This is a genomic window from Pseudomonas sp. AC247 (assembly GCF_979258015.1).
Genome location: NZ_OZ409829.1, coordinates 1,542,756 through 1,566,513, shown reverse-complemented (window position 1 = coordinate 1,566,513; position 23,758 = coordinate 1,542,756). Strand labels below are relative to the sequence as shown.

At 60.3% G+C, this 23,758-nt stretch carries 19 protein-coding genes; 16 read left to right on the top strand and 3 right to left on the bottom strand.

Annotated features, from left to right (window positions below):
- The first annotated feature begins 191 nt into the window (after window positions 1-191).
- Both ACZZ0B_RS07210 and ACZZ0B_RS07205 read left to right on the top strand, forming a co-directional pair.
- On the top strand, window positions 192-1,013 hold the full coding sequence (locus ACZZ0B_RS07210; protein WP_463544722.1) for an aldo/keto reductase: 822 nt from the start codon (window positions 192-194) through the stop codon (window positions 1,011-1,013).
- A gap of 25 nt (window positions 1,014-1,038) precedes the next feature.
- Window positions 1,039-1,509: a DUF1810 domain-containing protein gene (locus ACZZ0B_RS07205; protein WP_008084928.1), complete on the top strand. Its 471-nt coding sequence runs from the start codon at window positions 1,039-1,041 to the stop codon at window positions 1,507-1,509.
- Here the strand turns inward: ACZZ0B_RS07205 and ACZZ0B_RS07200 are convergent.
- Window positions 1,474-3,834, bottom strand: coding sequence for a DNA polymerase II (locus ACZZ0B_RS07200; RefSeq protein ID WP_463544721.1), 2,361 nt, complete (start codon window positions 3,832-3,834; stop codon window positions 1,474-1,476). The two genes, ACZZ0B_RS07205 and ACZZ0B_RS07200, sit on opposite strands and share 36 nt — an antisense overlap.
- Before the next feature lie 465 nt (window positions 3,835-4,299).
- On the opposite strand from ACZZ0B_RS07200, the gene ACZZ0B_RS07195 reads away from it, so the two are divergent.
- Window positions 4,300-4,740 carry a CBS domain-containing protein gene (locus tag ACZZ0B_RS07195; protein WP_463544720.1) on the top strand — a complete coding sequence of 147 codons (441 nt, stop codon included), beginning with the start codon at window positions 4,300-4,302 and terminating at the stop codon, window positions 4,738-4,740.
- A gap of 141 nt (window positions 4,741-4,881) precedes the next feature.
- Here ACZZ0B_RS07195 and ACZZ0B_RS07190 read toward each other — a convergent pair whose 3' ends face one another.
- Window positions 4,882-5,505: a glutathione S-transferase gene (locus ACZZ0B_RS07190; RefSeq protein WP_008084933.1), complete on the bottom strand. Its 624-nt coding sequence runs from the start codon at window positions 5,503-5,505 to the stop codon at window positions 4,882-4,884.
- 1,181 nt (window positions 5,506-6,686) lie between these two features.
- Between ACZZ0B_RS07190 and ACZZ0B_RS07185 the strand changes: the two genes are divergently transcribed.
- The 12 genes from ACZZ0B_RS07185 to ACZZ0B_RS07130 all read left to right on the top strand — a co-directional run bounded on the left by ACZZ0B_RS07185 (window position 6,687) and on the right by ACZZ0B_RS07130 (window position 19,986).
- Window positions 6,687-7,505 carry an energy transducer TonB gene (locus tag ACZZ0B_RS07185; RefSeq protein WP_463544719.1) on the top strand — a complete coding sequence of 273 codons (819 nt, stop codon included), beginning with the start codon at window positions 6,687-6,689 and terminating at the stop codon, window positions 7,503-7,505.
- Window positions 7,506-7,572: 67 nt separating this feature from the next.
- Window positions 7,573-8,259, top strand: coding sequence for a MotA/TolQ/ExbB proton channel family protein (locus ACZZ0B_RS07180; protein WP_371857721.1), 687 nt, complete (start codon window positions 7,573-7,575; stop codon window positions 8,257-8,259).
- Window positions 8,259-8,660 (top strand): ExbD/TolR family protein, encoded by a 402-nt coding sequence (locus ACZZ0B_RS07175; protein WP_007918272.1) that lies wholly within the window; start codon window positions 8,259-8,261, stop codon window positions 8,658-8,660. Before ACZZ0B_RS07180 ends, ACZZ0B_RS07175 begins: the two co-directional genes overlap by 1 nt.
- Before the next feature lie 206 nt (window positions 8,661-8,866).
- The gene (locus tag ACZZ0B_RS07170; RefSeq protein ID WP_463544718.1) at window positions 8,867-11,578 is read left to right on the top strand and encodes a TonB-dependent receptor; all 2,712 of its coding nucleotides are present in this window, start codon (window positions 8,867-8,869) and stop codon (window positions 11,576-11,578) included.
- Between the two features lie 147 nt (window positions 11,579-11,725).
- Complete coding sequence (locus ACZZ0B_RS07165) at window positions 11,726-13,591, top strand: extracellular solute-binding protein (RefSeq protein ID WP_463544717.1); 1,866 nt, start codon at window positions 11,726-11,728, stop codon at window positions 13,589-13,591.
- A gap of 1 nt (window position 13,592) precedes the next feature.
- Window positions 13,593-14,657 (top strand): microcin C ABC transporter permease YejB, encoded by a 1,065-nt coding sequence (locus ACZZ0B_RS07160; RefSeq protein ID WP_463544716.1) that lies wholly within the window; start codon window positions 13,593-13,595, stop codon window positions 14,655-14,657.
- Complete coding sequence (locus ACZZ0B_RS07155) at window positions 14,657-15,679, top strand: ABC transporter permease (protein ID WP_008084946.1); 1,023 nt, start codon at window positions 14,657-14,659, stop codon at window positions 15,677-15,679. Before ACZZ0B_RS07160 ends, ACZZ0B_RS07155 begins: the two co-directional genes overlap by 1 nt.
- 14 nt (window positions 15,680-15,693) lie before the next feature.
- Window positions 15,694-17,307: an ABC transporter ATP-binding protein gene (locus ACZZ0B_RS07150; protein ID WP_463544715.1), complete on the top strand. Its 1,614-nt coding sequence runs from the start codon at window positions 15,694-15,696 to the stop codon at window positions 17,305-17,307.
- Between the two features lie 192 nt (window positions 17,308-17,499).
- Window positions 17,500-18,021: a DUF3455 domain-containing protein gene (locus ACZZ0B_RS07145; protein ID WP_440095341.1), complete on the top strand. Its 522-nt coding sequence runs from the start codon at window positions 17,500-17,502 to the stop codon at window positions 18,019-18,021.
- A gap of 163 nt (window positions 18,022-18,184) precedes the next feature.
- The gene (locus ACZZ0B_RS07140; RefSeq protein WP_463544714.1) at window positions 18,185-18,718 is read left to right on the top strand and encodes a sigma-70 family RNA polymerase sigma factor; all 534 of its coding nucleotides are present in this window, start codon (window positions 18,185-18,187) and stop codon (window positions 18,716-18,718) included.
- Window positions 18,715-19,407 (top strand): anti-sigma factor, encoded by a 693-nt coding sequence (locus ACZZ0B_RS07135; protein ID WP_463544713.1) that lies wholly within the window; start codon window positions 18,715-18,717, stop codon window positions 19,405-19,407. Before ACZZ0B_RS07140 ends, ACZZ0B_RS07135 begins: the two co-directional genes overlap by 4 nt.
- Window positions 19,408-19,623: 216 nt before the next feature.
- Window positions 19,624-19,986 (top strand): hypothetical protein, encoded by a 363-nt coding sequence (locus tag ACZZ0B_RS07130; RefSeq protein ID WP_008087491.1) that lies wholly within the window; start codon window positions 19,624-19,626, stop codon window positions 19,984-19,986.
- Window positions 19,987-20,056: 70 nt separating this feature from the next.
- Here ACZZ0B_RS07130 and ACZZ0B_RS07125 read toward each other — a convergent pair whose 3' ends face one another.
- Entirely contained in the window at window positions 20,057-21,139 is a 1,083-nt protein-coding gene (locus tag ACZZ0B_RS07125) for a DUF1615 domain-containing protein (protein ID WP_463544712.1), read from the bottom strand.
- Between the two features lie 287 nt (window positions 21,140-21,426).
- Between ACZZ0B_RS07125 and ACZZ0B_RS07120 the strand changes: the two genes are divergently transcribed.
- A complete protein-coding gene (locus ACZZ0B_RS07120) occupies window positions 21,427-23,631 on the top strand; it encodes a TonB-dependent receptor (RefSeq protein ID WP_008081469.1) in 2,205 nt (734 codons plus the stop codon).
- The last annotated feature ends 127 nt before the right edge of the window (window positions 23,632-23,758 follow it).

Here is a 23,758-nt window from a genome sequence, read left to right as displayed (position 1 = left end):
AGACAACCCGGTTTAACTGATACTCCGCGCTGAATGGTTTTGGGGCTGCTTCGCAACCCAGCGGGGATAAATCCCCTCGCCACAATGTATTTCAGCCACTTCATAAAGACTCCTGATCTGGAAGCTTTCGGAACCCCTGGGCTATCCTGCTGCCCACTAAAGGTATCGACAACTTCAGCAAGGAGGTTTGCATGCGTACCCTCGAATTGGCCGGCGTGCAGGTGCCGGTGATTGGCCAGGGCACCTGGCGCATGGGCGAAGACCGTTCGGCGCACAAGCGTGAAGTGGCGGCGCTGCGCACCGGCATCGAGCTGGGCATGACCCTGATCGACAGCGCCGAAATGTACGCCGAGGGCGGTGCCGAATCGGTGGTCGGCGAAGCGATTGCCGGTCTGCGCGATCAAGTGTTTCTGGTGAGCAAGGTCTACCCGCACAACGCCAGCCGCAAAGGCATCCCGCAGGCCTGCGAACGCAGCTTGCGCCGGCTCGACACCGATTACATCGACCTCTATCTGCTGCATTGGCGCGGCCAGTATCCACTGGAAGAAACCGTCGAAGCCTTCGAACGTATGCGTGAGGACGGCAAGATCGGCCGCTGGGGCGTGTCGAATTTCGACGTCGACGACCTGGAAGAACTCTCCAGTTCGGCCTGCGCCACCAATCAGGTGCTCTACAACCTCGAAGAGCGCGGTATCGAATTCGATTTGCTGCCGTGGTGCCAACACCAACGCATGCCATTGATGGCCTACTGTCCGATCGGTCAGGGCGGCGCCATGCTGGCTGAACCGGTGCTGAACCAGATTGCCATTCGTCACGGCGTGACCCCGGCACAGGTTTCGCTGGCGTGGATTCTGCGTCAGGATGGTGTGATTGCGATTCCCAAGGCTGTGCGACCCGAACACGTGCAACTCAATGCACAAGCGGCGCAGCTGCAACTGGAGGCCGGGGATCTGGCGGCGCTGGACCAGGCTTTTCAAGCGCCACAACGCAAGCAGCGGCTGGCCATGGTCTGAGCCGCCGACTGGCGAGGGCTTCGCGATGAGAAGCACAGATCAATTGGATCCCTTCAACCTTCAGCGTTTCGTGCTGGCCCAGGATTCGGTGTTCGAACGGGTGCAACGCGAACTCGAAGACGGCCGCAAACGCAGCCACTGGATGTGGTTCATCTTCCCGCAGTTCGCGGGTCTGGGCGGCAGTGAAATGTCCCGGCGCTTCGCCATCGGCTCGGCCGAGGAAGCGCAGGCCTATCTCGAGCATGAATTGCTCGGCGCCCGCTTACGCACGTGCACGCAACTGGTGCTGAATGTACGCCAGCGTTCCATCGCGGAGATTTTCGGCCATCCCGATGACCTGAAATTTCACTCTTCGATGACGCTGTTTGCCCAGTTCACTGCCGACGGCAGCCTGTTCTCGCAAGCACTGGAACGCTACTTCCACGGCATTCTCGATGAGTGGACGTTGCAACTGCTCGACTCAAAACAGGCCCAGTTGCCCACCGATCAAGGTTGAGAAATCGTCGTCGACAAACGGCAGAATCGCGTCCGCCACCGGTTGCAGTTGCCGGGTGATGTAGTGGTCGTAATCGATGGCCGCGCGGCGCACTTCCAGTGGCTCGGGGCCGGCCAACGTGATCACGTAACTGATCCAGCCGCCGTTCTGATATTGCCGTGGCCGTCCGTGTTGCGCGTTGTAATCGTCAGCCAAGCGCGCCGCGCGCACATGCGGCGGCACGTTGCGTTCGTAATCGTCGAGGGTGCGGCGCAGGCGTTTGCGGTAAATCAGCCGATCATCGAACTCACCGGCCAGCGTCTTGCGCACATAATCGCGCACGTAATCCTGATACGGCTTGCGCTGGAAGATCCGCTCGTAGAGTTCCTGCTGAAATTGCCGGGCCAACAGCGACCAGTCGGTGCGCACGGTTTCCAGGCCTTTATAGACCATTTCATCGCTGCCATCGGCGCGGGTGACCAGACCGGCGTAGCGCTTCTTGCTGCCCTCCTCTGCGCCACGAATGGTCGGCATCAGGAAGCGTTTGTAGTGGATTTCGAATTGCAGTTCGAGTGCGCTTTCCAGGCCATATTCATCGCGTACATGTTCGCGCCACCAGTCGTTGACGTGCTTGACCAGCGCCTGACCGATCTTTGCCGCTTCTTCCTGACCATGCTGGCGACGCAGCCAGACAAACGTCGAATCAGTGTCGCCATAGATCACCGCGTGGCCCTGCTCCTCGATCAGCTTGCGCGTGCGCAGCATGATCTCGTGACCGCGCAGGGTGATCGACGAGGCCAGCCGCGTATCGAAGAAGCGGCAACCGCTGGAACCAAGCACACCGTAAAAAGCGTTCATGATGATTTTCAGTGCCTGCGACAGCGGCGCATTGTGCTCGCGCTTGGCGGTCTCACGGCCTTCGGCAACGCGCGAGACGATCGACGGCAGGCAATGGCGGGTGCGCGAGAAGCGTGCGCCACGGAAACCCGGCACTGAATCGGCGTCGTCCGGGTGCTGCAAGCCTTCGATCAGGCCGACCGGGTCGATCAGAAAAGTTCGAATGATCGACGGATACAGACTCTTGTAATCGAGCACCAGCACCGATTCGTACAGCCCCGGCTGCGAGTCCATGACGAAGCCGCCGGGGCTGGCCTGTGGTGGATTGGTGCCAAGGTTCGGCGCGACAAAACCCTGTCGGTGCATCAACGGCATATACAAATGCGTGAACGCCGCCACCGAGCCGCCGCTGCGATCCGCCGGCAACCCGGTGACGCTGGCGCGTTCGAGCAGGAAGGTCAGCAGTTCGGTCTTGGCGAAGATCCGCGTGACCAGTTCGCAGTCCTTGAGGTTGTACTTGGCCAACGCCGGTTTGTCCTCGGCGAACATGCGGTTGATTTCGTCCATGCGCTGGTACGGATTGTCGATGGCCTTGCCTTCGCCGAGCAGGGTCTGGGCGACGTTTTCCAGACTGAATGACGAGAAGCTCCAGGTCGCCGAACGCAGCGACTCGATGCCATCGATGATCAGCCGCCCCGCCGCCGAGGCGAAGTAGTGATTGCGGCTGCCGTGTTCACGCCACTGCATCTCTTCACCGCCACGGCCGATTTTCAGCGGCACGCCTAGGCGCCGGGCGTGTTCGTGGAGGATGCGCAAATCGAACTGCACAACGTTCCAGCCGATGATCGCGTCGGGATCGTGGCGGGCGAACCACTCGTTGAGTTTCTTCAGGATGACCGTGCGCGAGTCGCAGTATTCGAGGTCGAAATCGACAATGCTGGCATCGCCGTTCGGCGCGCCGAGCATGTACACCTGACGCTCGCCGCAACCTTCGAGGGCTATTGAATAGAGCTCGCCGGTTTCGGTGGTTTCGATGTCCAGCGAGACCAGCCGCAGCTTCGGCCGGTAATCGGGCGCGGGCTTGAGGTGGGCGTTGTGCAGGATGCCGTCAGCATCGGCGGTGCCGCTGAAAAACACCGGCGCGGTGATGAAGCGCTCCATCAGGTAGCGTTCGGGTGGGCGCACGTCCGCTTCGTAGACGTCGACGCCGGCGCGATTGAGCGCGGTCTCCAGGCGCATCAACTGGCCGTGTTGCTGGCAATACAGGCCGAGTACCGGACGATGTTCGAAATCCTGCAGGGCCAATGGGCGCAGTTCGACGTTTTTTTCGTCATGCAGCAGGCGTTCGGCCGCTGCGCGCTGTTCGGCGGGAATAAACGCCACTGACGGCTGATGCGGCAGGCGCACACGGCGCGGCCCGGCGTCGGTCGCCAGCCAGAACTCGACTTCGGTGCCGGCCGGCGTATCACGCCAATGCCGGGTCAGGACGAAGCCCTGCGGTAAATCCACCACTGCAACCTCGGGTACTGAAACAGAGGGGCATTCTACGCTGCCCTTCCAGCGCCCGCGTTTTCAGTTTGGAATACTTTGTAGTAGCGATTTATCTGTGGTGAGTGGATTTATCTGTAGTTGGCGGGGTTATCTGTAGTGAGTGGGGTTATCTGTGGCGAGGGGATTTATCCCCGATGGGGCGCGAAGCGGCCCCGTTTTTGACTTACAAGCGGGACTGCTGCGCAGTCCATCGGGGATAAATCCCCTCGCCACAGATACCCCCCTCAGCACAGATCCCCCTCAGCACAGATAAATCCCCTCACTACAGATAAATCCCCTCAGCACAGGTCTTCTTTCACAGGATGAACGGGGGTTTGTTAGGCAAATGACGTTTTTTGCGTGTTATCTGCCGCTTTGCCACCTTGCCCTGCGCGCTTGCGTCTACGATGCTTGGATAACAACGACAACACCTGAGTAACCGCCATGAAGACCGTCGCCCAACTGCTCAAGCTCAAAGATCAGAAAAATCAGGAAGTGCACCAGATCAAACCTGATCACATGGTGCTCGAAGCGCTGATGAAGATGGCCGAGAAAAACGTCGGCGCCTTGCTGGTGGTCGAAGACGATGAAGTGGTCGGCATCATCAGCGAACGGGACTACGCGCGCAAACTCGTGCTGCATGGCCGCTCATCGGTGGGCACACCGGTACGCGACATCATGGTCGCGAACGTGATCACCGTGGACACCCATCAGACCGTCGATACGTGCCTGGGCATCATGTCGGACAAACGCCTGCGGCACTTGCCGGTGGTGGAGAACGGCAAGCTGATCGGCCTGCTGTCGATTGGTGACCTGGTCAAGGAAGCGATTGCCGAGCAGGCCGAGCTGATCAAACAGCTGGAGCAATACATCCGCGGAGAATAAATAGCAAAAACACTGTGGCGAGGGGATTTATCCCCGATGGACTGCGCAGCAGGCCCTGTTTCTTTGGGGGTGCTTCGCGCCCCATCGGGGATAAATCCCCTCGCCACAGGGCTCACTCCTACACTTTTTTGTGTGGTGGGTTCAGGCTGGCCAATGCCGGGCGAACACCGGTGCCAACACCGGATGTCGATCGATTCTCTGTAGCCACGCATAAAACCCCGGCCGCGTCTGGCGCAAATGCTCGCGGCTCCCCGCCCAGCGCGTCACCACCGCCGCCAGCACATCCAGCGCGCCCGGTGTTTCGTCATCCAGGTACAACTCGGCGGAGAACTGGTCGGCAAACACCTCCCAACTCCAGTGCAAACGCTCACGCGCGCCGGCCATCAGGTTTTGCCGCGACGCTTCGTCGGGCATCAGCAGCCAGCGCTCGGGGTAATCGATGACGCCGATCGCCGCATAACAGTTGCTGACGATGTAGACCATGCCGCGAATCGACTGGTCTCGATCAGCCGCCTCAACCGGCAGCAGGCCCGATTGTGGAAACGTCAAGCCGAGGTGAATCAGAATCGCCGCACTCTCGGTCAGTGCACTGCCATCGGGCAACTGCAAGGTCGGGATCTGTTTCAGCGGATTGAGTTTGGCCAACGCCTCAGCGGCTTCGGTGCTGGCTTCGATATCGATGAAGCGATAGGCAATCTGGCACAACTCCAGCGCCGCTTCAATCGCGGCTGCGCCCGAATTCCTGTGCCCGTAGAGCTGGTACATAGCCAATCCCCCGAATTAAGCCTTTGCCAAGGGTAGATGGTGGCAGGCCCGGTGTAGAAAAATTCTGCGTGTGTATCGGTTTTGGCACGAATTTCCCATGCACTCGCGACTTGCGAATTCAATCCTCGCAAAACAGCGCTGGCGGTGCCCATCCCGCACCAAGAGCAATCATCGAACGCTATCCGCGTTCTTGTAAGGTGCGATACCGAACCAAAAGTTCGTGTGTCCGAGCTGGCAACAAGGAGTTCACCGCGTGAATCTTCAATCGTTCTGCCGCATCACTGCCTTCGCTTCTCTTTACGCCAACAGCCGAGTTCACCTGAACAGCACCGGCCACCTGCGCGTTTACTGTATTACCTGAACCCAACTGACCACCACTGTGTTTGGCGATGAGTTATTCGCCGAGCACAGCGTATTATTTATTTTTTAAATACAACGCTGATTATCATTGCGCAAGCCATGTATTAATCGGCCCTCAGCTGAATTGTCAGACAATATTAGCTGCTTTTTATTTGCACCAAAAACGCACCAGCGACTGTAACTAAGCAACGATCGAAGTATTGATTTCATTTAAACAAGAACAAGGAACACACCCCGTGACCCGCTAAAACATTGACCCGCACCAAATCAGTCCGCCGCGCACCAGCAAGTGCCCCGACCGACACGAGAACAGCCGCTCTGCCTCGCCAATCCGCGAGATAGAGCGCACGGCCAGACTCGCCCATCAAAAACCCCCGGCGTACGGGGCGACGGGGCTGTATGCGCCGAAGTTCAACAAGGCAGCCAACAAAACTTATATAAATGCGACATGGGTAACATCAATGAAATAACTCACCTACATTCCAGCAACATTTGGCACAACGGTTGCAAAACACAAACCGAACACCCCTGTAGGAGCTGCCGCAGGCTGCGATCTTTTGATCTTGATATTGATCTTTAAAGAACAGGATCAAAAGATCGCAGCCTTCGGCAGCTCCTACATATAGAACAACACCAGGGAATGGGTAATGAACCGACGAAGTCAATGGCGCCAAGCCAGTAAGTTTGCACAAGCCTTGTTAACCGGATAGTTCAACTATCGGCTTCTGCACACCTTGAAGAAAGTTGCACCCACTCACTCGAATATCCCCTGGATATTCGGACGGCACCTTATTGCCCTTCATCAACCCGAGGGAGCTTTAATGAACGATGCGGTAAAGCACAGAACCCTGCCGGGGCCGTTGCGGCAAGCGCCGGTTCCGCCGCCACCGGGCAGGCCGGCGTTTAAAGCCAATACCTCGCAACCCGGTGGTTTGAACAAACAGCAAATGGTCTTGTTGGTCGCTGTGTCGGCGCTGATACATGGCGGTGCCTGGTGGTTTCTCCAGCAATCGCGAACCGAGCCGCTGCCGACACCGCCACAGATCCCGGAAATGACCGTCGAGCTGACCAGCCCGACGCCACCGGCACCGCCCACGCCCGAGCCGCCACCGCCGCCACCTCCCCCGCCGGAACCTGAACAACCGGTGGAAGACGAGGACGCGGTCAAGCCACCGCCGAAACCGGTGGAGAAGCCCAAACCAATCGAAAAACCGAAACCGGTCGAGAAGCCAAAACCGGTAAAAAAGGTCGAGCCACCGAAAGCCCCACCCGCGCCGGCACAACCGGCTGCACCCGCTGCACCGGCCACCCCGAGCGCGCCGCCGGCACCTGCCGCCGCGCCCGGTCCGGTCAAGGAGTCGGCAGCCGTTTCCGGACTCGCCAGCCTCGGCAACCCGCCGCCGGAATACCCGTCACTGGCGCTGCGGCGTAATTGGGAAGGCAGCGTGGTGCTGCGCATTCAGGTGTTGGCCAACGGTCGCGCTGGCTCGGTGACGGTGACCAAGTCCAGCGGCAAGCCGCAACTGGATGACGCGGCGGTCGCTGCGGTGAAGAACTGGAAATTTATTCCGGCCAAACGCGGTGACACGCCGATCGACGGCTTCGCCACCCAGACCATTGATTTCAAATTGCCGCAATAACCGAACGCTCAATCAACGCACAACCGAATAACGCAAGCGAGGTATCACCATGAACGATTTGTCTTCGATGATTGTCCCCGGCGTGCTCTGGGGTCTGGTGCTGTTTTCCGTGGTCAGCTGGGCGATCCTGCTGGTCAAGTCGGCGCAGTACCTGCGCCAGAAAGCGCAGAACAAACAGTTCAGCAAAGCCTTCTGGGGCGCGCCGGATCTGCTCACCGCCGCCGAACACGCCAGCCAGTATCCGGGCGCACTGGCGCGCATCGCCAGCAGTGGTTTCGAAGCGCTATTGGTAGAAGACTCGCCGCGCACCACGCAACAACTGGCGCACACCATCAACCGCTCGGATCGCCTGGAACGCAACCTGCGCCAGCAGATCCAGAAGGAACGCCGCTCGCTGGAAAACGGCCAGGCGATCCTCGCCAGTATCGGCAGCACCGCGCCGTTCATTGGTTTGTTCGGCACCGTGTGGGGCATCATGGAAGCGCTGAAAAGCATCGGCGAAACCGGTTCGGCCAGCCTTGAAGCGGTCGCCGGGCCGATCGGTCACGCGCTGATCGCCACCGGCGTGGGTATCGCCGTCGCGGTGCCGGCGGTGCTGATCTACAACTTCTTCCTGCGTCGTCTGAAGCTCGCTTCGGCGGACATGGACGACTTCGCCCACGACTTCGACGCCCTCGCCTCGCGCAGTGCGTTTTCCATCAGCCGTCAGGCCATCGCCAGCAAAACCACAGCCGCCGTGCGGGAGGCCAGCTGATGTCTTTCTCGACTCAGGACAGCGATGAAGTGCTCAGCGAAATGAACGTCACGCCACTGGTCGACGTGATGCTCGTGCTGCTGGTGGTGTTCATCGTCACCGCGCCGCTGATGACCAACGCAATCAAAGTCAACCTGCCGAAAACCGACGCCGTCGCTCCCGCCGAAAAGAAAGACCCGGTGGTGGTCAGCGTCGATCAGGACGGCAAGTTCTATCTGGCCAAGACCGAACTGGCACCGGAATCTTTGGAAGCCAGCCTCAAGGAGGTCAAGGCCAAGGATGCCGAAGTGCGCGTGCAGTTGCAGGCCGATTCCGCCGTCAATTACGGCCAGGTAGCCAAGGCCATGGCGTCGATCGAACGCTCGGGCATTACCAAGATTTCGGTGATGACCACCCACTGAGTACGGTGCCGGGCGCGCAGTGAAAGACGCGCCCGCCACCGCCCGCTGAATCCTGTCGCAACCAGCCGACCGAAAAACGCCAGGCGTCTTCGGAGGGGATCGGCTTGCTTGAAGAAAGTGGTTTTCCGCACGCGGTATCACCGAAAGCGGAGCAATGAGGGGCTCACAAGGCCAATTCGATAACGTCTGAAAAGTCGGAAATAACCATGCTGATGAACACTCCACGCTTCACGCTCAAACCTTTGGTGGCCACGATTTCTCGCCACCGTTTTGTTCCGTTATATCTGGTGGCCATGGGGATGGGCGCCGGGACCGTGCAAGCGGCCGAGGACGACAACGCCGCCGTGCCCGCTGCAGCCGCCGTGGTTGCGCCGACCACGCAACTGCAACGGGTCGAAGTGACGGGTTCGGCGATTCGCCGGGTCGATGCGGAAACCGCAGTGCCGATCACCATTCTCAAGGCTGACGAGCTGCGCAAACAGGGCGTGACCACCACCGCCGAACTGGTCCAGCGCATTACCGGCAGCCAGTCGCTGAACAACAGCGCCGGCTCGGTCGGTGCAGCCACCGGCGGCGCTTCGTTCGCCGACATGCGCGGCATCGGCGCGAACAAGACGCTGGTCTTGCTCAACGGTCGCCGCCTGGCCAACAACGCCTTGTCGGGCACCAACTCGGCCGGCGGCGCGGTGGATCTGAACATGATCCCGTTTGCCGCCATCGAGCGCGTCGAAGTGCTGCGTGACGGCGCCTCGGCGCTGTACGGCACCGACGCTATCGGCGGTGTGATCAACTTCATCACCAAGAAATCCATGACCGACGGCCAACTGACCCTCGGCGGCGAAACCCCGACCCACAGTGGCGGCGGTGCGACCAAGGACATGAGCGCCAGTTGGGGCTACGGTGATCTGGAGGAGGACCGCTTCAACGTCCTCGGCGTGTTCAACTACAACAAGCAGCAGAACCTCGACGCCAACGATCGCTCCTTCGCCCGTGACTACGATCCCGGCCGAGGTCTGGATCAGACCTCCGGCACCGCGTTCCCCGGCAACTATAGCCAGAACGGCAACGCCACCAACCCGCTGGCGAACAGCAATTGCAACGGGCCGAACCTGGTGGCGCGCGACGGCCTGTGCCGCTTCAGTACCCGCGAATACATCGACCTGGTGCCGCAGACCGAGAAGACTTCGTTCTTCGGCAAGACCACCGGCAAACTGGCCGACGATCACAACGTCAATCTCGAATACTTCTGGTCGCGCAACAACAACGCCACCTCGATCGGCCCTGCACCGCTGACCGGTCTGAGCCTCGACGGCTCGTCGCCCTACTACCCTGGCAACGGCATCACACCGGGGCCGACCGACTTCACCCTCGACCCGACCCAACCGGTCGATGTGAACTGGCGAGAAACCGCTGCCGGTCCGCGTGAGTCGAAAGATCAGAACACCAGCCAGCGCTTCTTGCTCAGCTTCGATGGTCTGGTCGGCGGTTGGGATTACAACGTCGGCGCCTCGTACAACCAGAACAAAATCGTCTCCAGCGTCACCAGCGGTTATGTCAGCGATCAGGCGATGATCGACGGTCTGGCCAGCGGTTTGCTCAACCCGTTCGGGCCGCAGTCCGCCGCCGGTCAGCAATACATCGATCAAGCGGCTTACCACGGCGCCTATTCCACCGCTGTTGGCCGTGTGGCCGGTTTTGATGGACGCATCAGCCGTGAAATCGGTGACTGGTTCGGTGCCGGTCCGTCCGGTCTGGCGCTGGGCGGCGAGTACCGCAAAGAGAAATTCCATCAGGACTTCGAGTCGTTCGCCGGTGACATCCAGAGCCTCGGCATCGACCCCAACGGCAGTGTCGAAGGTGACCGCAGCGTGAAAGCCGCCTACGCGGAAATCAACGTGCCAGTGCTCGACAGCCTCGAACTCTCCGCCGCCGTGCGTCACGACAAATACAGCGACTTCGGCAGCACCACCAACCCGAAATACTCGTTCCGTTATCAGCCGCTGAAAGAGCTGGTGGTGCGCGGCGCGTACAGCGAAGGCTTCCGCGCGCCGTCGCTGTACGAGCTGTATTCGCCCAACAGCATCACCTTCACCCAGGGCTACTACAACGACCCCGTGCTGTGTACCGGCGGCGTGGTGCAGCCCGGCGGTAACGGCGGCCGCGATTGCGGTCAGCAGTTCCTCAACCAGATTGGCGGCAACCAGGATCTGGCCCCGGAAAAGGCCCGCAACGTGACCCTGGGCTTCGTTTATCAGCCGATCAACAACCTCTCGGTGGGTCTCGATTTCTGGTGGATTCACATTTCCAACCAGATCCAGCCATTCCCGGAATCCACTGTGTTTGATCAGGCCGGCTCCTACCCGGATCGCTTCGTGCGCAACGCCGACGGCACGCTCAATTACATCGTTACCGGCAACGCCAACCTTGGCATCGTCGAAACCAACGGTATCGATGTGTCGCTCGACTATCGCTTCCCGAACACGCCGTACGGCCAGTTCGGCCTGGGGCTGCAAGGCACTTACGTTGACGAGTACGACTTCCAGAGCACCATCAAAGGCCCGTTCACCGACAAGGTCGGCGACTTTCAGGGTGACGGCGTGATCGCGCGCTGGAAACACAACCTCACCGGCAGCTGGACCTTCGGTGCGGCGCGGGCGTCGCTGACCAACCGCTTCACCACCGGCTACAACGATTACGACCGCGATACCCATGCGCGCGTGGCGTCGTATTCAGTGTGGGATCTGTCGGCCGGTTACACCTTCAACAAGGTGCTGGATGTCGATGCCGGGATGAAGAACATGTTCGACCGCAACCCGCCGTTTTCCAACCAGGCCTACAACTTCCAGAGCGGCTATGACCCGCGCTACACCGACCCACTGGGCCGCACCTTGTTTGCGCGCATGACGTACCACTTCTAACCGAGAGCACCAAACCCCTGTAGGAGTGAGCCTGCTCGCGATAGCGTTTTTTCAGTCAACCTTGCAGGGTCTGACTTGGCCTCATCGCGAGCAGGCTCACTCCTACAGTTTTGATCTGTGTGTATTCAGGATTCGAGGAGTGATTTCATGAGTTTTTTGCGCAACATGGCTGCTTTGCTGCTCGGCAGTGCTTTGCTGTGCACCGGCCCCTCGGCGCTGGCCGCTGGCAGTTATGCGCTGACGGTGTACGGCGAGGCGCCGAAGTATCCGGCGAACTTCCAGCATTTCGATTTCGTCGATCCACACGCGCCCAAGGGCGGTTCGCTCAGTCGTGCGTCGATGGAAATCGGCGGGTTCAACTACATCAGCCCATACGCCGATCAGGGCATTTCCGTGGTGCAAGTCAACGACTGGGTGTATTCGCCATTGGCGTTCCGTTCGCTTGACGAGCCCTACACCGTTTACGCACTGGTCGCGCAGCAGATCGAACGCGATCCCGATGGACTCTGGGTGCGTTTCACCCTCAATCCAAAAGCACGTTTCGCCGACGGTACACCGATCACCGCCGAAGACGTGCGCTACACCTTCAACCTGCTGATGACCAAGGGCAGCCTGAGTTATCGCCAGCAGTACGCCGACGTCCAGGACGTGCTGATCGAAGGCCCACGACAGGTGCGCTTCACCTTCAAGAACAACCTCAACCGCACCCTGGCGCTGGACCTGGCGACCATGCGTGTGGTCCCCGAACACTGGTGGCAAACCCGCGACTTCGCTAATGGCGGCGGTTTTGAGCCACCACTGGGCAGCGGCCCGTACCGAGTGAGCAAGGTCGACGCCGGCCGCAGCATCAGTTTTCAACGCGATCCGGACTGGTGGGGCAAAGACCTGCCAGTGAGTCGCGGGATGTACAACTTCGACACCCTCACGGTGAATTTCTACGGCGACACCGACGTCGCCCGGCAGCTGTTGCAGGCCGGCGCGTTCGACTACAACCGCGAGTTTTCCTCCTCCGGTTACGTGGTCGGTTACGACAGCCCGGCGTTGCGCGACGGCCGTTTGCAGCAGTCGATTCTGGCCCCGGAAAAACCCACCGCCGCCCAAGGCTTCGTGTTCAACCTGCAAAACCCGATCTTCCAGGATCGCCGCGTACGTCAGGCGATCAGCCTGCTGTGGGATTTCGAGTGGACCAACAAGCAGATGATGCGCGGCTTCTACGTGCGCCAGAACAGCTTCTGGCCGAAGAGTGAAATGGCCGCCACCGCTCTCCCTGATGCCGAGGAATTGAAAATCCTCGAACCGCTGCGCGGGCAGATCCCCGACGAGGTCTTCACGACCGTGTATGAAGCGCCGAAAACCGATGGCAGCGGCTATATCCGCGACAAGCAACTGCAAGCGCTGAAGCTGCTCGCCGAGGCCGGCTGGACGCCGCAACACAATCGCCTGGTCAACGCGGCCGGCGAGCCGCTGGAGTTCACCTTCCTCGACGGTCAGGGCGGTTTCGACCGCATGTTGCTGCCGTTCAAACGCACCCTCGCGCAGATCGGCATCACCCTCAATCTGCGCCGTATCGATTCGGCGCAATACGTCAACCGCCTCAACGCCCGTGACTACGACATGATCGTCACCAGTTTCCCCCGTAGCGGCGATCCGATTGTCTCTCCCGGCCGCGAGTTGTACAGCCTCTACGCCTCGCAAAGTGCCACGCAAATCGGCAGTTCCAACTCGATGGTGCTGGCCAATCCGGCGGTCGATCAACTGATCGACGGGCTGGTGCAGGCCAACACCCGCGAAGCCATGGTGCATTACGCCCGCGCCCTCGACCGGGTGCTGCAATGGGGTTACTACATGATTCCCAACTACTACTCCAAAGGCACGCCGACGGTGTATCAAAACCGCTTCGGCATGCCGCCCGTGCAACCGGCCTACGACGAAGGCCTCAACACCTGGTGGGAGGTGTCGAACAAGGCGTTGACCAGCCAGCAGATGCACAGCCAACTCGCGGGAGGCCAGTGACATGTTGCGTTATCTGAGTCGACGTTTGCTGCTGATCATCCCCACGCTACTGTGCATTCTGGTGGTGAATTTTCTGATCGTGCAGGCCGCGCCGGGTGGCCCGGTCGAGCAGGCGATTGCCCGCTTGCAAGGCTTCGGCGGGCACAGCATGGGCGGCGGTGGCGAGGTCGCCGCGATTGGCGGCGCCGGGCGCAGCAGCCGTGGTCTCGACCCGGCGCTGATCGAGGAAATCAAACACCATTACGGCTTCGACAAACCCATGCACGAACGCCTGTGGCTGATGCTGAAAAACTACGCGCAGCTGGATCTGGGCAGCAGTTTCTTTCGCGGCGCCAAGGTCACCGATCTGATCGTGCAGAAGCTGCCGGTATCGTTGTCGCTGGGCTTGTGGGCGACGTTGATCACTTACCTGATTTCGATCCCGCTGGGCATTCGCAAAGCGATCAAGAACGGCAGCGCGTTTGATGTCTGGAGCAGCACGGCGATCATCATCGGCTATGCGATGCCGGCGTTCCTGTTCGCGATTCTGCTGATCGTGGTGTTCGCCGGCGGCAGCTACGTCAATTGGTTCCCGGTGCAAGGGCTGGTCTCGGATAACTTCGACAGCCTCAGCACGCTGGGCAAGCTCGGCGATTACTTCTGGCACTTGGTGCTGCCGGTGACGGCGCTGGTGATTGGTGGTTTCGCCACGCTGACGATTCTGACCAAGAACAGCTTCCTCAACGAGATCAGCCGCCAGTACGTGATCACCGCGCGGGCCAAGGGTTTGACCGAGCGCCGCGTGCTTTACGGCCACGTGTTTCGCAATGCGATGTTGCTGGTGGTGGCCGGTGTGCCGTCGGCGCTGATCGAGGTGTTTTTCGCCGGTTCCCTGCTGATCGAAACCATCTTCAACCTCGACGGCCTCGGCCGCATGAGTTACGAAGCGGCGGTGTCGCGCGACTACCCGGTGGTGTTCGGCGCGCTGTTTCTGTTCACCCTGTTCGGCCTGTTGATCAAGCTGATCGGCGACCTCTGCTACACCCTGCTCGACCCGCGCATCGACTTCTCGGCGAGGACTGCCTGATGTTCACACTTTCCCCTCTCGGCCAGCGCCGCGTGGCGCAGTTCAAGGCCAATCGGCGTGGACGCTGGTCGTTGTGGCTGTTTATCGGTCTATGTCTGATTTGTCTGGGCGGTGAATTGATCGCCAACGACAAGCCGCTGGTGATCCGTTACCACGACGGCTTTTACTTTCCGATCCTCAGCGATTACCTGGAAACCGATTTCGGCGGCGAGCTGCCGTTTCAACCGGATTACGCCAGCAGTTATGTACACAAGCTGATCGAGGATCAGGGCGGCTGGATGCTCTTTCCGCCGATCCCGTTCAGCTACGACACGGTCAATTACGACCTCAGCGAACCGGCGCCAAGCCCGCCGTCCTCAAGCAACTGGCTGGGCACCGACGATCAGGCGCGCGACGTGTTGGCGCGGGTGATTTTCGGCACGCGGATTTCGATTCTGTTTGCGCTGATTCTCACTGGCATCAGTGCACTGATCGGCATCGTTGCCGGGGCGTTGCAGGGTTATTACGGCGGTTGGGTCGATTTGCTCGGGCAGCGCGTGTTGGAGATCTGGTCGGGGCTGCCGGTGCTGTACCTGCTGATCATTTTGTCCGGGTTCGTCTCGCCGAGTTTCTGGTGGTTGCTGGGGATCATGGCGCTGTTTTCCTGGCTGGCATTGGTCGATGTGGTGCGCGCCGAGTTTTTGCGTGGGCGCAATCTGGAATACGTCAAAGCCGCGCGGGCACTGGGCCTGACCGACAACGAGCTGATGTGTCGGCACATCCTGCCCAACGCGATGACCTCCACCCTTACCTACCTGCCGTTCATTCTGACCGGCGCCATCGCCACGCTGACCGCGCTGGATTTTCTTGGCTTTGGCATGCCCGCAGGCACCGCATCGCTGGGCGAACTGATCGGTCAGGCCAAGCGCAATCTGCAAGCGCCGTGGCTGGGGCTGACGGCGTTTTTTGCCTTGGCGCTGATTTTGTCGTTGTTGGTCTTCATCGGTGAGGCTTGCCGTGATGCATTTGATCCACGATCTTGATCCCCGGAGCTGACATGAACGACAACCTGATTGAAATTCGCGACCTGCGCGTCGCCTTCGCCGGGCAGGAAGTGGTGCACGGTTTGAACCTGGATATCCGCCGTGGCGAGTGCCTGGCGCTGGTCGGTGAATCCGGCTCGGGCAAGTCGGTGACGGCGCATTCGATTCTGCGCTTGTTGCCGGGCAAGAACGTCAGCAGCAGCGGCACGATCCGCTACAACGGTGTGGATTTATTGCACGCCAGTGAGCAGCAGATGCGTGGCTTGCGCGGCAACCGCATTGCGATGATTTTCCAGGAGCCGATGACTTCGCTGAATCCGTTGCACACGGTGGAAAGGCAGGTCAGCGAAGTGCTGGAGATTCACAAAGGTCTCAAGGGCCGCGCTGCCCGTGAACGCACGTTGGAGCTGCTGGAACTGGTCGGCATTCGCCAGCCGTTGCAGCGCTTGAAAGCCTATCCGCATCAGCTTTCGGGTGGGCAGCGGCAGCGGGTGATGATTGCGATGGCGCTGGCTAATGAGCCGGAGCTATTGATCGCTGACGAGCCGACCACGGCGCTGGACGTGACGGTGCAGCAGAAGATTCTTGAGTTATTGATCGAATTGCAGCAACGCCTCGGCATGTCGCTGTTGCTGATCAGTCACGACCTCAATCTGGTACGGCGCATCGCTCAGCGCGTGTGCGTGATGCGCCACGGCGAGATCGTCGAGCAGGCGGATTGCGAAGCGCTGTTTCGCGCGCCGCAGCATCCTTACAGCCGCTTGTTGATCGAGGCTGAACCGAGCGGTGCACCGGTGCCGAGTGAGTACGAGCACAACCTGCTCGAAGTCGATGATCTGAAGGTGTGGTTTCCGCTGCCCAAGGCGTTGTTCAGTCGCCAGCAGGATTACATCAAAGCGGTGGACGGCGTCAGTTTCACCCTGCAACGGGGCAAGACCTTGGGCATTGTTGGCGAGTCCGGTTCAGGCAAATCGACGCTGGGTCAGGCGATCCTGCGACTGGTCGAGTCCGAGGGCAATATCCGTTTCGGCAACAAGCAACTGAGCCTGCTCAACCAGCGTCTGATGCGGCCGTTACGGCGGCAGATTCAGGTGGTGTTTCAGGACCCGTTCGGCAGCCTCAGCCCACGGATGTCGGTGCAGCAGATCATTGCCGAAGGCTTGCTGACCCATGGCATCGGCACCGAGGCCGAGCGGGAAGCCGCAGTGATTCGCGTGCTGGAGGAAGTCGGCCTCGATCCGCAGAGCCGCCATCGTTACCCCCACGAGTTTTCCGGTGGCCAGCGCCAGCGCATTTCCATCGCCCGCGCATTGGTGCTGGAACCGGCGTTGATTCTGCTCGATGAACCGACTTCGGCGCTGGATCGTACGGTGCAGAAGCAGGTGGTGGCGTTGTTGCGCCAATTGCAGATCAGGCATGGGCTGACGTATTTGTTCATCAGCCATGATCTGGCGGTGGTGCATGCGCTGGCGCATGACTTGATGGTGATCAAGGATGGCAAGGTTGTGGAGCAAGGCTCTTCACGGGAAATTTTCGCCGCACCACAACACCCCTACACCCAGGAACTCCTGAAAGCCTCCGGCCTCGCGATCCCCCGCAAAATCGCGGAAATTGCCGAATCCCTGTAGGAGCTGCCGCGGGCTGCGATCTTTTGATGTTGGTTTTAAAAACAGGATCAAAAGATCGCAGCCTGCGGCAGCTCCTACAGGGGATGGGTTTATTTTTTGGCACGGGTGCATCCAAATGCCTCCGCCATGGGTAGTCCTTGTAACAGCCCGCTTCGGCTGTCAGCGGTTTACCCATTTTGGAGAAACATACTGATGAACATCACCCAACTGATCTGCCTCAGCGGTTTGCTCGCCGCCAGCGCCACGACCTTTGCGCAAAGCAGTTATCCCGACGCGATCAAGGTCCCGGATGGCCACAAGATCGCGATGGAAACCACTGGCGTCGGCGAGATCACCTACGAATGCCGCGACAAGGCCAATGCCCCGGGCCAGACCGAGTGGACCTTCGTCGGCCCGAAAGCGGTGCTCAATGATCGCAGCGGCCAGCAGGTCGGCACCTACTTCGGCCCGCCGGCCACCTGGCAGGCCAAGGACGGGTCGAAGGTCACTGGCACGCAATTGGCCGTGGCGCCGTCGAGTCCGGGCAACCTGCCCTATCAGTTGGTCAAGGCTAATCCTGCCGAGGGTAAAGGCGCGATGGCTGGCGTCAGCTACATCCAGCGTGTCGCGCTCAAGGGCGGCGTGGCGCCAGGCAGTGAATGCACGGCGGCGAACAAGGGCAAGCAGGAAGTGGTGAAGTACCAGGCCGACTACATTTTCTGGGCCGCGAACTGACCCCTCGGGCTTATCCTAACCCCCTGTAGGAGTGAGCCTGCTCGCGATGGCGGAGTGTCAGTCGGCATATTTCTTGACTGACACACCGCTATCGCGAGCAGGCTCACTCCTACAGAGAATGGGTTGTCTGGATGTTTGGGGAATGTGAGCTAGATTGCACGACATGCCTTTAGCCGAACCCGTGTTTGATTACGAAGCCCGTCTCGCTGCCTGTGCCCGCGGCGAGCGCTCGGCCCTGCGCGATTTGTATGTGCAGGAAGGTCCGCGTCTGCTCGGCGTGGCCAAGCGGCTGGTGCGCGATACGGCGCTGGCAGAGGACATCGTCCATGAGGCCTTCATCAAGATCTGGAACGGCGCGGCGGGGTTTGACCCGGCGCGCGGTTCGGCACGCGGCTGGATGTTCAGCGTGACCCGGCATCTGGCGCTGAACCTGCTGCGTGATCAGGGTCGCGAGACGTCGCTCGGCGCTGAGCATGAAACGACCGTGGATGCTGATGACTTTGAGGCCCAGGCGCATTCGGCGCGCATCAACCGCTGCCTGGAACAACTTGATCCGCAACGGCGACGCTGCATCCTTCACGCCTACGTCGATGGTTATTCTCACGCGCAGATTGCGACGCGTCTCGACACGCCGCTGGGCACGGTCAAGGCGTGGATCAAGCGCAGCCTTAACGCTTTGCGGGAGTGCATGGGATGACCACGGAATCGGCGCAGGAACGTGATGAACTGGCCGGTGAGTATGTGCTCGGCACGCTGTCGGCCGAGCAGCGGATCGAGGTGCAGCGACGCTTGCCGAATGAGCCCGAGTTGCGCGCGGCGGTGGATGCATGGGAGCGACGCCTGCTGGAGCTGACGGATTTCGCCGCGCCACAACAGCCGTCGGCGCAGCTGTGGCCGCGCATCGAACGCAGCATCAACCGACTGACGCAGCCAGCGCCGTCGACTTCATGGTGGAATCTGTTACCGCTGTGGCGCGGATTGAGCGCGGTGGGCCTGGCGGCGACGTTGATCCTGGGGTCGATCCTGTTGACCCAGACCACGCCGAAACCGAGTTATCTGGTGGTGCTGGTCGCGCCGCAGGACAAGGCGCCGGGGTGGGTGATTCAGGCGAGCAATTCGCATGAAATTCAGTTGATTCCGCTGGGGGTGGTCGAGGTGCCGGCGGACAAGGCGCTGGAGTTCTGGACCAAGGCCGATGGTTGGCAAGGGCCGGTGTCGTTGGGGTTGGTCAAACCCGGGCAGGCCTTGTCGGTGCCGCTGGACAAGTTGCCGCCGTTGCAACCGAACCAGTTGTTCGAGTTGACGCTGGAAGGCGCCGGCGGTTCGCCGATCGGCAAACCGACCGGGCCGATCCAGGCGATCGGCCGCGCCGTCAAAGTATTGTGATACCCCCTGTAGGAGCTGCCGCAGGCTGCGATCCTTTGATCTTGGTTTTCTAAAGCAAGATCAAAAGATCGTCCGAACGCGGCCCGAACCTGCGGCAGCTCCTACATGAACCATCATTGGCGTCGATGTTTACCATCACGGCAATGAAGTTCTCATAAAAAATCCCCGGCGTAAGATCGGCTCCATACCAACCAATAACACCCCGGAGCAAACATCATGAAACGCCAAACTCTTCTCAGCATCGCTTTCTCGGTTTTCGCAGTAAACGCTTTCGCCGCTACCCCGGTTCACACGATGATCGCCGCTGACGGCTCGGATCGTCTGTACCAGAACGCTGTCGCTGCTGATGGCTCCGATCGTCTGCAAGGCAACACCGTCGCAGCTGATGGCTCCGATCGTCTGCAGGGCAATACCGTCGCCGCTGATGGTTCGGATCGTCTGCAAGGCAACACCGTCGCCGCTGATGGTTCGGATCGTCTGCAAGGCAACACCGTCGCCGCTGATGGTTCGGATCGTCTGCAGGGCAATACCGTTGCAGAAGGTGGTTCGGATCGCCTGCTTGAACGCCGCGCTGTCTGAATGATTGCGCTGATCGCAACAACCCAGAAAAACCCGGCATCCCCTGCCGGGTTTTTTATGTCCGTGTGATTTATCCGCCCTTGGCCATGCAGCGTTTGTAACGCTCATCCACACGCTTGGCGAACCAGGCCGTGGTCAGTTTGCGGGTGATTTTCGGGCTTTGCAGGACGATGCCTGGTAGGACCGCGCGCGGCAGCGTCTTGCCCTCGGCTTTTTCCGCCAACTCAAACACCCGTTGATAGAGCTTCGTGTCTTCGAATTCGAGGGTTTTGCCCTTTTCCAACTGATCACGAATGGTCGGATTACGCATGCCGAGCGACTTGCCAAGGGTGCGCACCGCCAGCTCCGTGCCGCCGGGCATGATCGAGTCATAACGAATCAGATCGCCGTCGAGTGCCAGCGGGATGCCCGAGGCGCGGCTGACTGCGTTCTGGAATGCGGCATTGCGGCTGGCGTACCAACCGGCGTTGAAATCGGCGAAGCGATACAGCGGCTCGCGATAACTCACCGGGTAACCGAGCAAGTGCGCGATGCCAAAATACATGCCACCGCGGCGGCTGAACACTTCGTGGCGAATGCTGCCGTCGACCGGGTACGGATAGTCCTTGGCGTGCTGTTCGGCAAACTCGATGCTGACCTGCATCGGCCCGCCGGTGTGGACCGGGTTGAAGCCACCGAATAGCGTACGGCCCATCGGTACCCTGCCGATGAAGTCATCGAAAATCGCGCTCAACTCCTTCTCGCTGCGCGCGGCGTTGAGGCGTTCGCTGTAGGTCTTGCCATTGGTCGAGCGCACTTGCAGGGCGCCGCTGACCAACAGGCTGGGGATGTGCACTTTGCCGGCGCGACGGTCGATTTCGTCGCGGGCAATCTTGCCGAGGCCGGGCACCGTGGGGTCGGCCTGAAAGGTCGATTCCTGTTCAGCCACCGCCAGCACCGAGCACAGATTCTGTGTGGTCGGGCTGATGTCTTGCGCGGCAAATGCGGCGTAAATGTCGGTGGCCCAGCCCTGACGATCCGCGACCTTGGCCGGCATCAGCCGGACGATTTCAGCCTTCACTTCAGCAGGCGCACGGGGTACCGGTTCGCTGCTGCGCTGCCCCGCGCAACCGGCGAGGCTCAACACTGCGGCGAGGGTCATGAGTAATCGCATCTTGCTCCATCCAGTCCACTAAGCCAGAACCACCATACACAATCCCTGTAGGAGCTGCCGCAGGTTCGGGCCGCGTTCGGACGATCTTTTGCCTTTGATTTTAAAAAACCGGATCAAAAGATCGCAGCCTTCGGCAGCTTCTACAGGGTGTCATGGGGCGTAGTGACAAACTGATTGCAAAACGTTACTGAGAAAACCTATCATTTGCGCCTGGAGTCGCATTTGCGCAAGGAGTTCCCGCGCCGCCCTTACTTTTTCCCAATGGCCGTGCGCCTCCAGGTAAAAAAATGCCCGCTCCAGTTCGACTCGCCGTCCCGTTTCGCCCGACGCTTCTCGCCCTGCTGTGCTCTCTGACGGTCACCGCTCACGCCGCTGAAGGCGATAACAAAGAGCTGGTGCTCGACAACGTCAACATCAACGCACAAGCCCCGACGCCCGATGCCCTGCCCCCGGTTTACGCCGGTGGTCAGGTTGCTCGCGGCGGCCAGTTGGGCGTGCTGGGCAATCAGGACATGATGGACGTGCCATTCAGCGCCGCGTCCTACACCGAGCAACTGATCCAGGATCAGCAAGCCGAAGACGTCGCCGACGTGCTGCTCAACGATTCATCGGTGCGCCAGGCTTCCGGTTTCTCCAACCAGGCGCAGATCTTCATGATCCGTGGCCTGCCGCTGACTGGCGATGACATTTCCTATAACGGCCTCTACGGCGTGCTGCCACGGCAGATCATTTCCACCGATGCGCTGGAGCGCGTGGAAGTGTTCAAAGGCCCGAATGCCTTTATCAACGGTGTGACCCCGACCGGTTCCGGCATCGGCGGCGGCGTCAACCTGCAGCCCAAGCGTGCCGGTGACGTGCCACTGCGCCGCTACACCACCGACATCAACAGCGAAGGCCGCATCGGTCATCACTTCGACATCGGTCAGCGTTTCGGTGAAGACAACCGTTTTGGTGCGCGGGTCAACCTGTCGCAACGCGAAGGCGACACCGCCATCGATCACGAAAACCAGCGCTCGAAACTGTTTGCCATCGGCCTCGATTATCGCGGCGATGCACTGCGCGTTTCCGGCGACTTCGCCTACCAGAAAGAGCGCGTCAACGGTGGCCGCAACTCGGTCAACCTCGGCACTGCCACGCACATTCCGGACGCACCGTCGGCCGACACCAACTACGCGCCGAAGTGGGGCTACACCGACATCGAAGACACCTTCGGCATGCTCCGCGCCGAGTACGACCTCAACGACAACTGGACCGCCTACGCCGCCGGTGGCGCCAAGCACACCCGTGAAGTCGGGCGCTACAACTCGACCACACTGGTCGGCAACAACGGTGCCTCGAACACCACCGGCTCGTTCATCCCGCACGACGAAGACAACACCAGCGTCATGGCCGGCCTCAACGGCAAATTCACCACCGGCCCGGTCAGCCACAAGCTCAACTTCGGCCTGACCGGCATCTGGACCGAACAGCGCAGCGCTTACGACTTCGACCTGACCAAGTACGCCAACAACATCTACCACCCGGTAGAAACGCCATCGCCGGTCGGTAACTTCGCCGGCGGCGACAACAGCGATCCGGGCATCACCGGCAAGACGTTCAACCGCAGCGCGGCGATTTCCGACACCCTCGGCTTCTTTGATGATCGCCTGCTGATCACCGCGGGCCTGCGTCGTCAGCAACTGGTGGTGCAGGGTTACAGCTACGCCAGCTACGGCAGCGGTCCGCGCTCTTCCAGCTACGACGAATCGATTACCACGCCGGTCTACGGCATCGTCTTCAAGCCGTGGGAACACGTGTCGTTCTACGCCAACCACATCGAAGGCCTGGCGCAAGGTCCGACCTCGCCGACCACCTCCGGCTCACGCGTCGTGATCAACGGCAACGAAGCCTATGCACCGGCACGCTCCAAGCAGACCGAAGCCGGGGTAAAAGTCGACATGGGCACTTACGGTGCGAGCCTGGGTGTTTATCGTATCGAACAGCCGAGCGACGGTTACTCGGAAATCATCGACGCCAACACCTCGCGTTATGTGCGTGAAGGCGAGCAGGTCAACAAAGGCGTGGAAATGAACGTGTTCGGCGAGCCGATCAGCGGTCTGCGCCTGATCAGTGGCCTGACCCTGATGGACACCGAGCTGAAGAACACCCAGAACGGCGCCAATGACGGCAACCGTGCGATCGGCGTTCCGACCTTCCAGTTCAACGCTGGTGCCGATTGGGACGTACCCGGCCTGCAAGGCGTAGCGCTGAACGCGCGGATGCTGCGCACCGGTGGGCAATACGCCGATGCGGCGAACAACCTGAGCCTGCCGACCTGGAACCGTTTCGATGCGGGTGCGCGTTATGCGTTCAAGGTTTCGGAGAAAGACGTGACCGTACGTCTGGGCGTGGAAAACCTCGCGAACAAGAAGTATTGGGAATCGGCTCAGGGCGGTTACCTGACGCAGGGTGAACCGCGTGTGGCGAAGTTGTCGGGCACTATCGACTTCTAAGCGTCACCGTCATGTAAAAAGGCTCCGTGGCTTTGATGGCTGCGGGGCCTTTTTTGGTTTTGTGGGGGATTTTCCGGCCTCATCGCGAGCAGGCTCACTCCTACATTTGATCCAGGTACATCAAGCC

Coding starts and splice junctions, on each gene's coding strand:
- ACZZ0B_RS07210 (WP_463544722.1), top strand. CDS start 192: ATGCGTACCCTCGAATTGGCCGGCGTGCAGGTGCCGGTGATTGGCCAG.
- ACZZ0B_RS07205 (WP_008084928.1), top strand. CDS start 1,039: ATGAGAAGCACAGATCAATTGGATCCCTTCAACCTTCAGCGTTTCGTG.
- ACZZ0B_RS07195 (WP_463544720.1), top strand. CDS start 4,300: ATGAAGACCGTCGCCCAACTGCTCAAGCTCAAAGATCAGAAAAATCAG.
- ACZZ0B_RS07190 (WP_008084933.1), bottom strand. CDS start 5,505: ATGTACCAGCTCTACGGGCACAGGAATTCGGGCGCAGCCGCGATTGAA.
- ACZZ0B_RS07185 (WP_463544719.1), top strand. CDS start 6,687: ATGAACGATGCGGTAAAGCACAGAACCCTGCCGGGGCCGTTGCGGCAA.
- ACZZ0B_RS07180 (WP_371857721.1), top strand. CDS start 7,573: ATGATTGTCCCCGGCGTGCTCTGGGGTCTGGTGCTGTTTTCCGTGGTC.
- ACZZ0B_RS07175 (WP_007918272.1), top strand. CDS start 8,259: ATGTCTTTCTCGACTCAGGACAGCGATGAAGTGCTCAGCGAAATGAAC.
- ACZZ0B_RS07170 (WP_463544718.1), top strand. CDS start 8,867: ATGCTGATGAACACTCCACGCTTCACGCTCAAACCTTTGGTGGCCACG.
- ACZZ0B_RS07165 (WP_463544717.1), top strand. CDS start 11,726: ATGAGTTTTTTGCGCAACATGGCTGCTTTGCTGCTCGGCAGTGCTTTG.
- ACZZ0B_RS07160 (WP_463544716.1), top strand. CDS start 13,593: ATGTTGCGTTATCTGAGTCGACGTTTGCTGCTGATCATCCCCACGCTA.
- ACZZ0B_RS07155 (WP_008084946.1), top strand. CDS start 14,657: ATGTTCACACTTTCCCCTCTCGGCCAGCGCCGCGTGGCGCAGTTCAAG.
- ACZZ0B_RS07150 (WP_463544715.1), top strand. CDS start 15,694: ATGAACGACAACCTGATTGAAATTCGCGACCTGCGCGTCGCCTTCGCC.
- ACZZ0B_RS07145 (WP_440095341.1), top strand. CDS start 17,500: ATGAACATCACCCAACTGATCTGCCTCAGCGGTTTGCTCGCCGCCAGC.
- ACZZ0B_RS07140 (WP_463544714.1), top strand. CDS start 18,185: ATGCCTTTAGCCGAACCCGTGTTTGATTACGAAGCCCGTCTCGCTGCC.
- ACZZ0B_RS07135 (WP_463544713.1), top strand. CDS start 18,715: ATGACCACGGAATCGGCGCAGGAACGTGATGAACTGGCCGGTGAGTAT.
- ACZZ0B_RS07130 (WP_008087491.1), top strand. CDS start 19,624: ATGAAACGCCAAACTCTTCTCAGCATCGCTTTCTCGGTTTTCGCAGTA.
- ACZZ0B_RS07125 (WP_463544712.1), bottom strand. CDS start 21,139: ATGCGATTACTCATGACCCTCGCCGCAGTGTTGAGCCTCGCCGGTTGC.
- ACZZ0B_RS07120 (WP_008081469.1), top strand. CDS start 21,427: ATGCCCGCTCCAGTTCGACTCGCCGTCCCGTTTCGCCCGACGCTTCTC.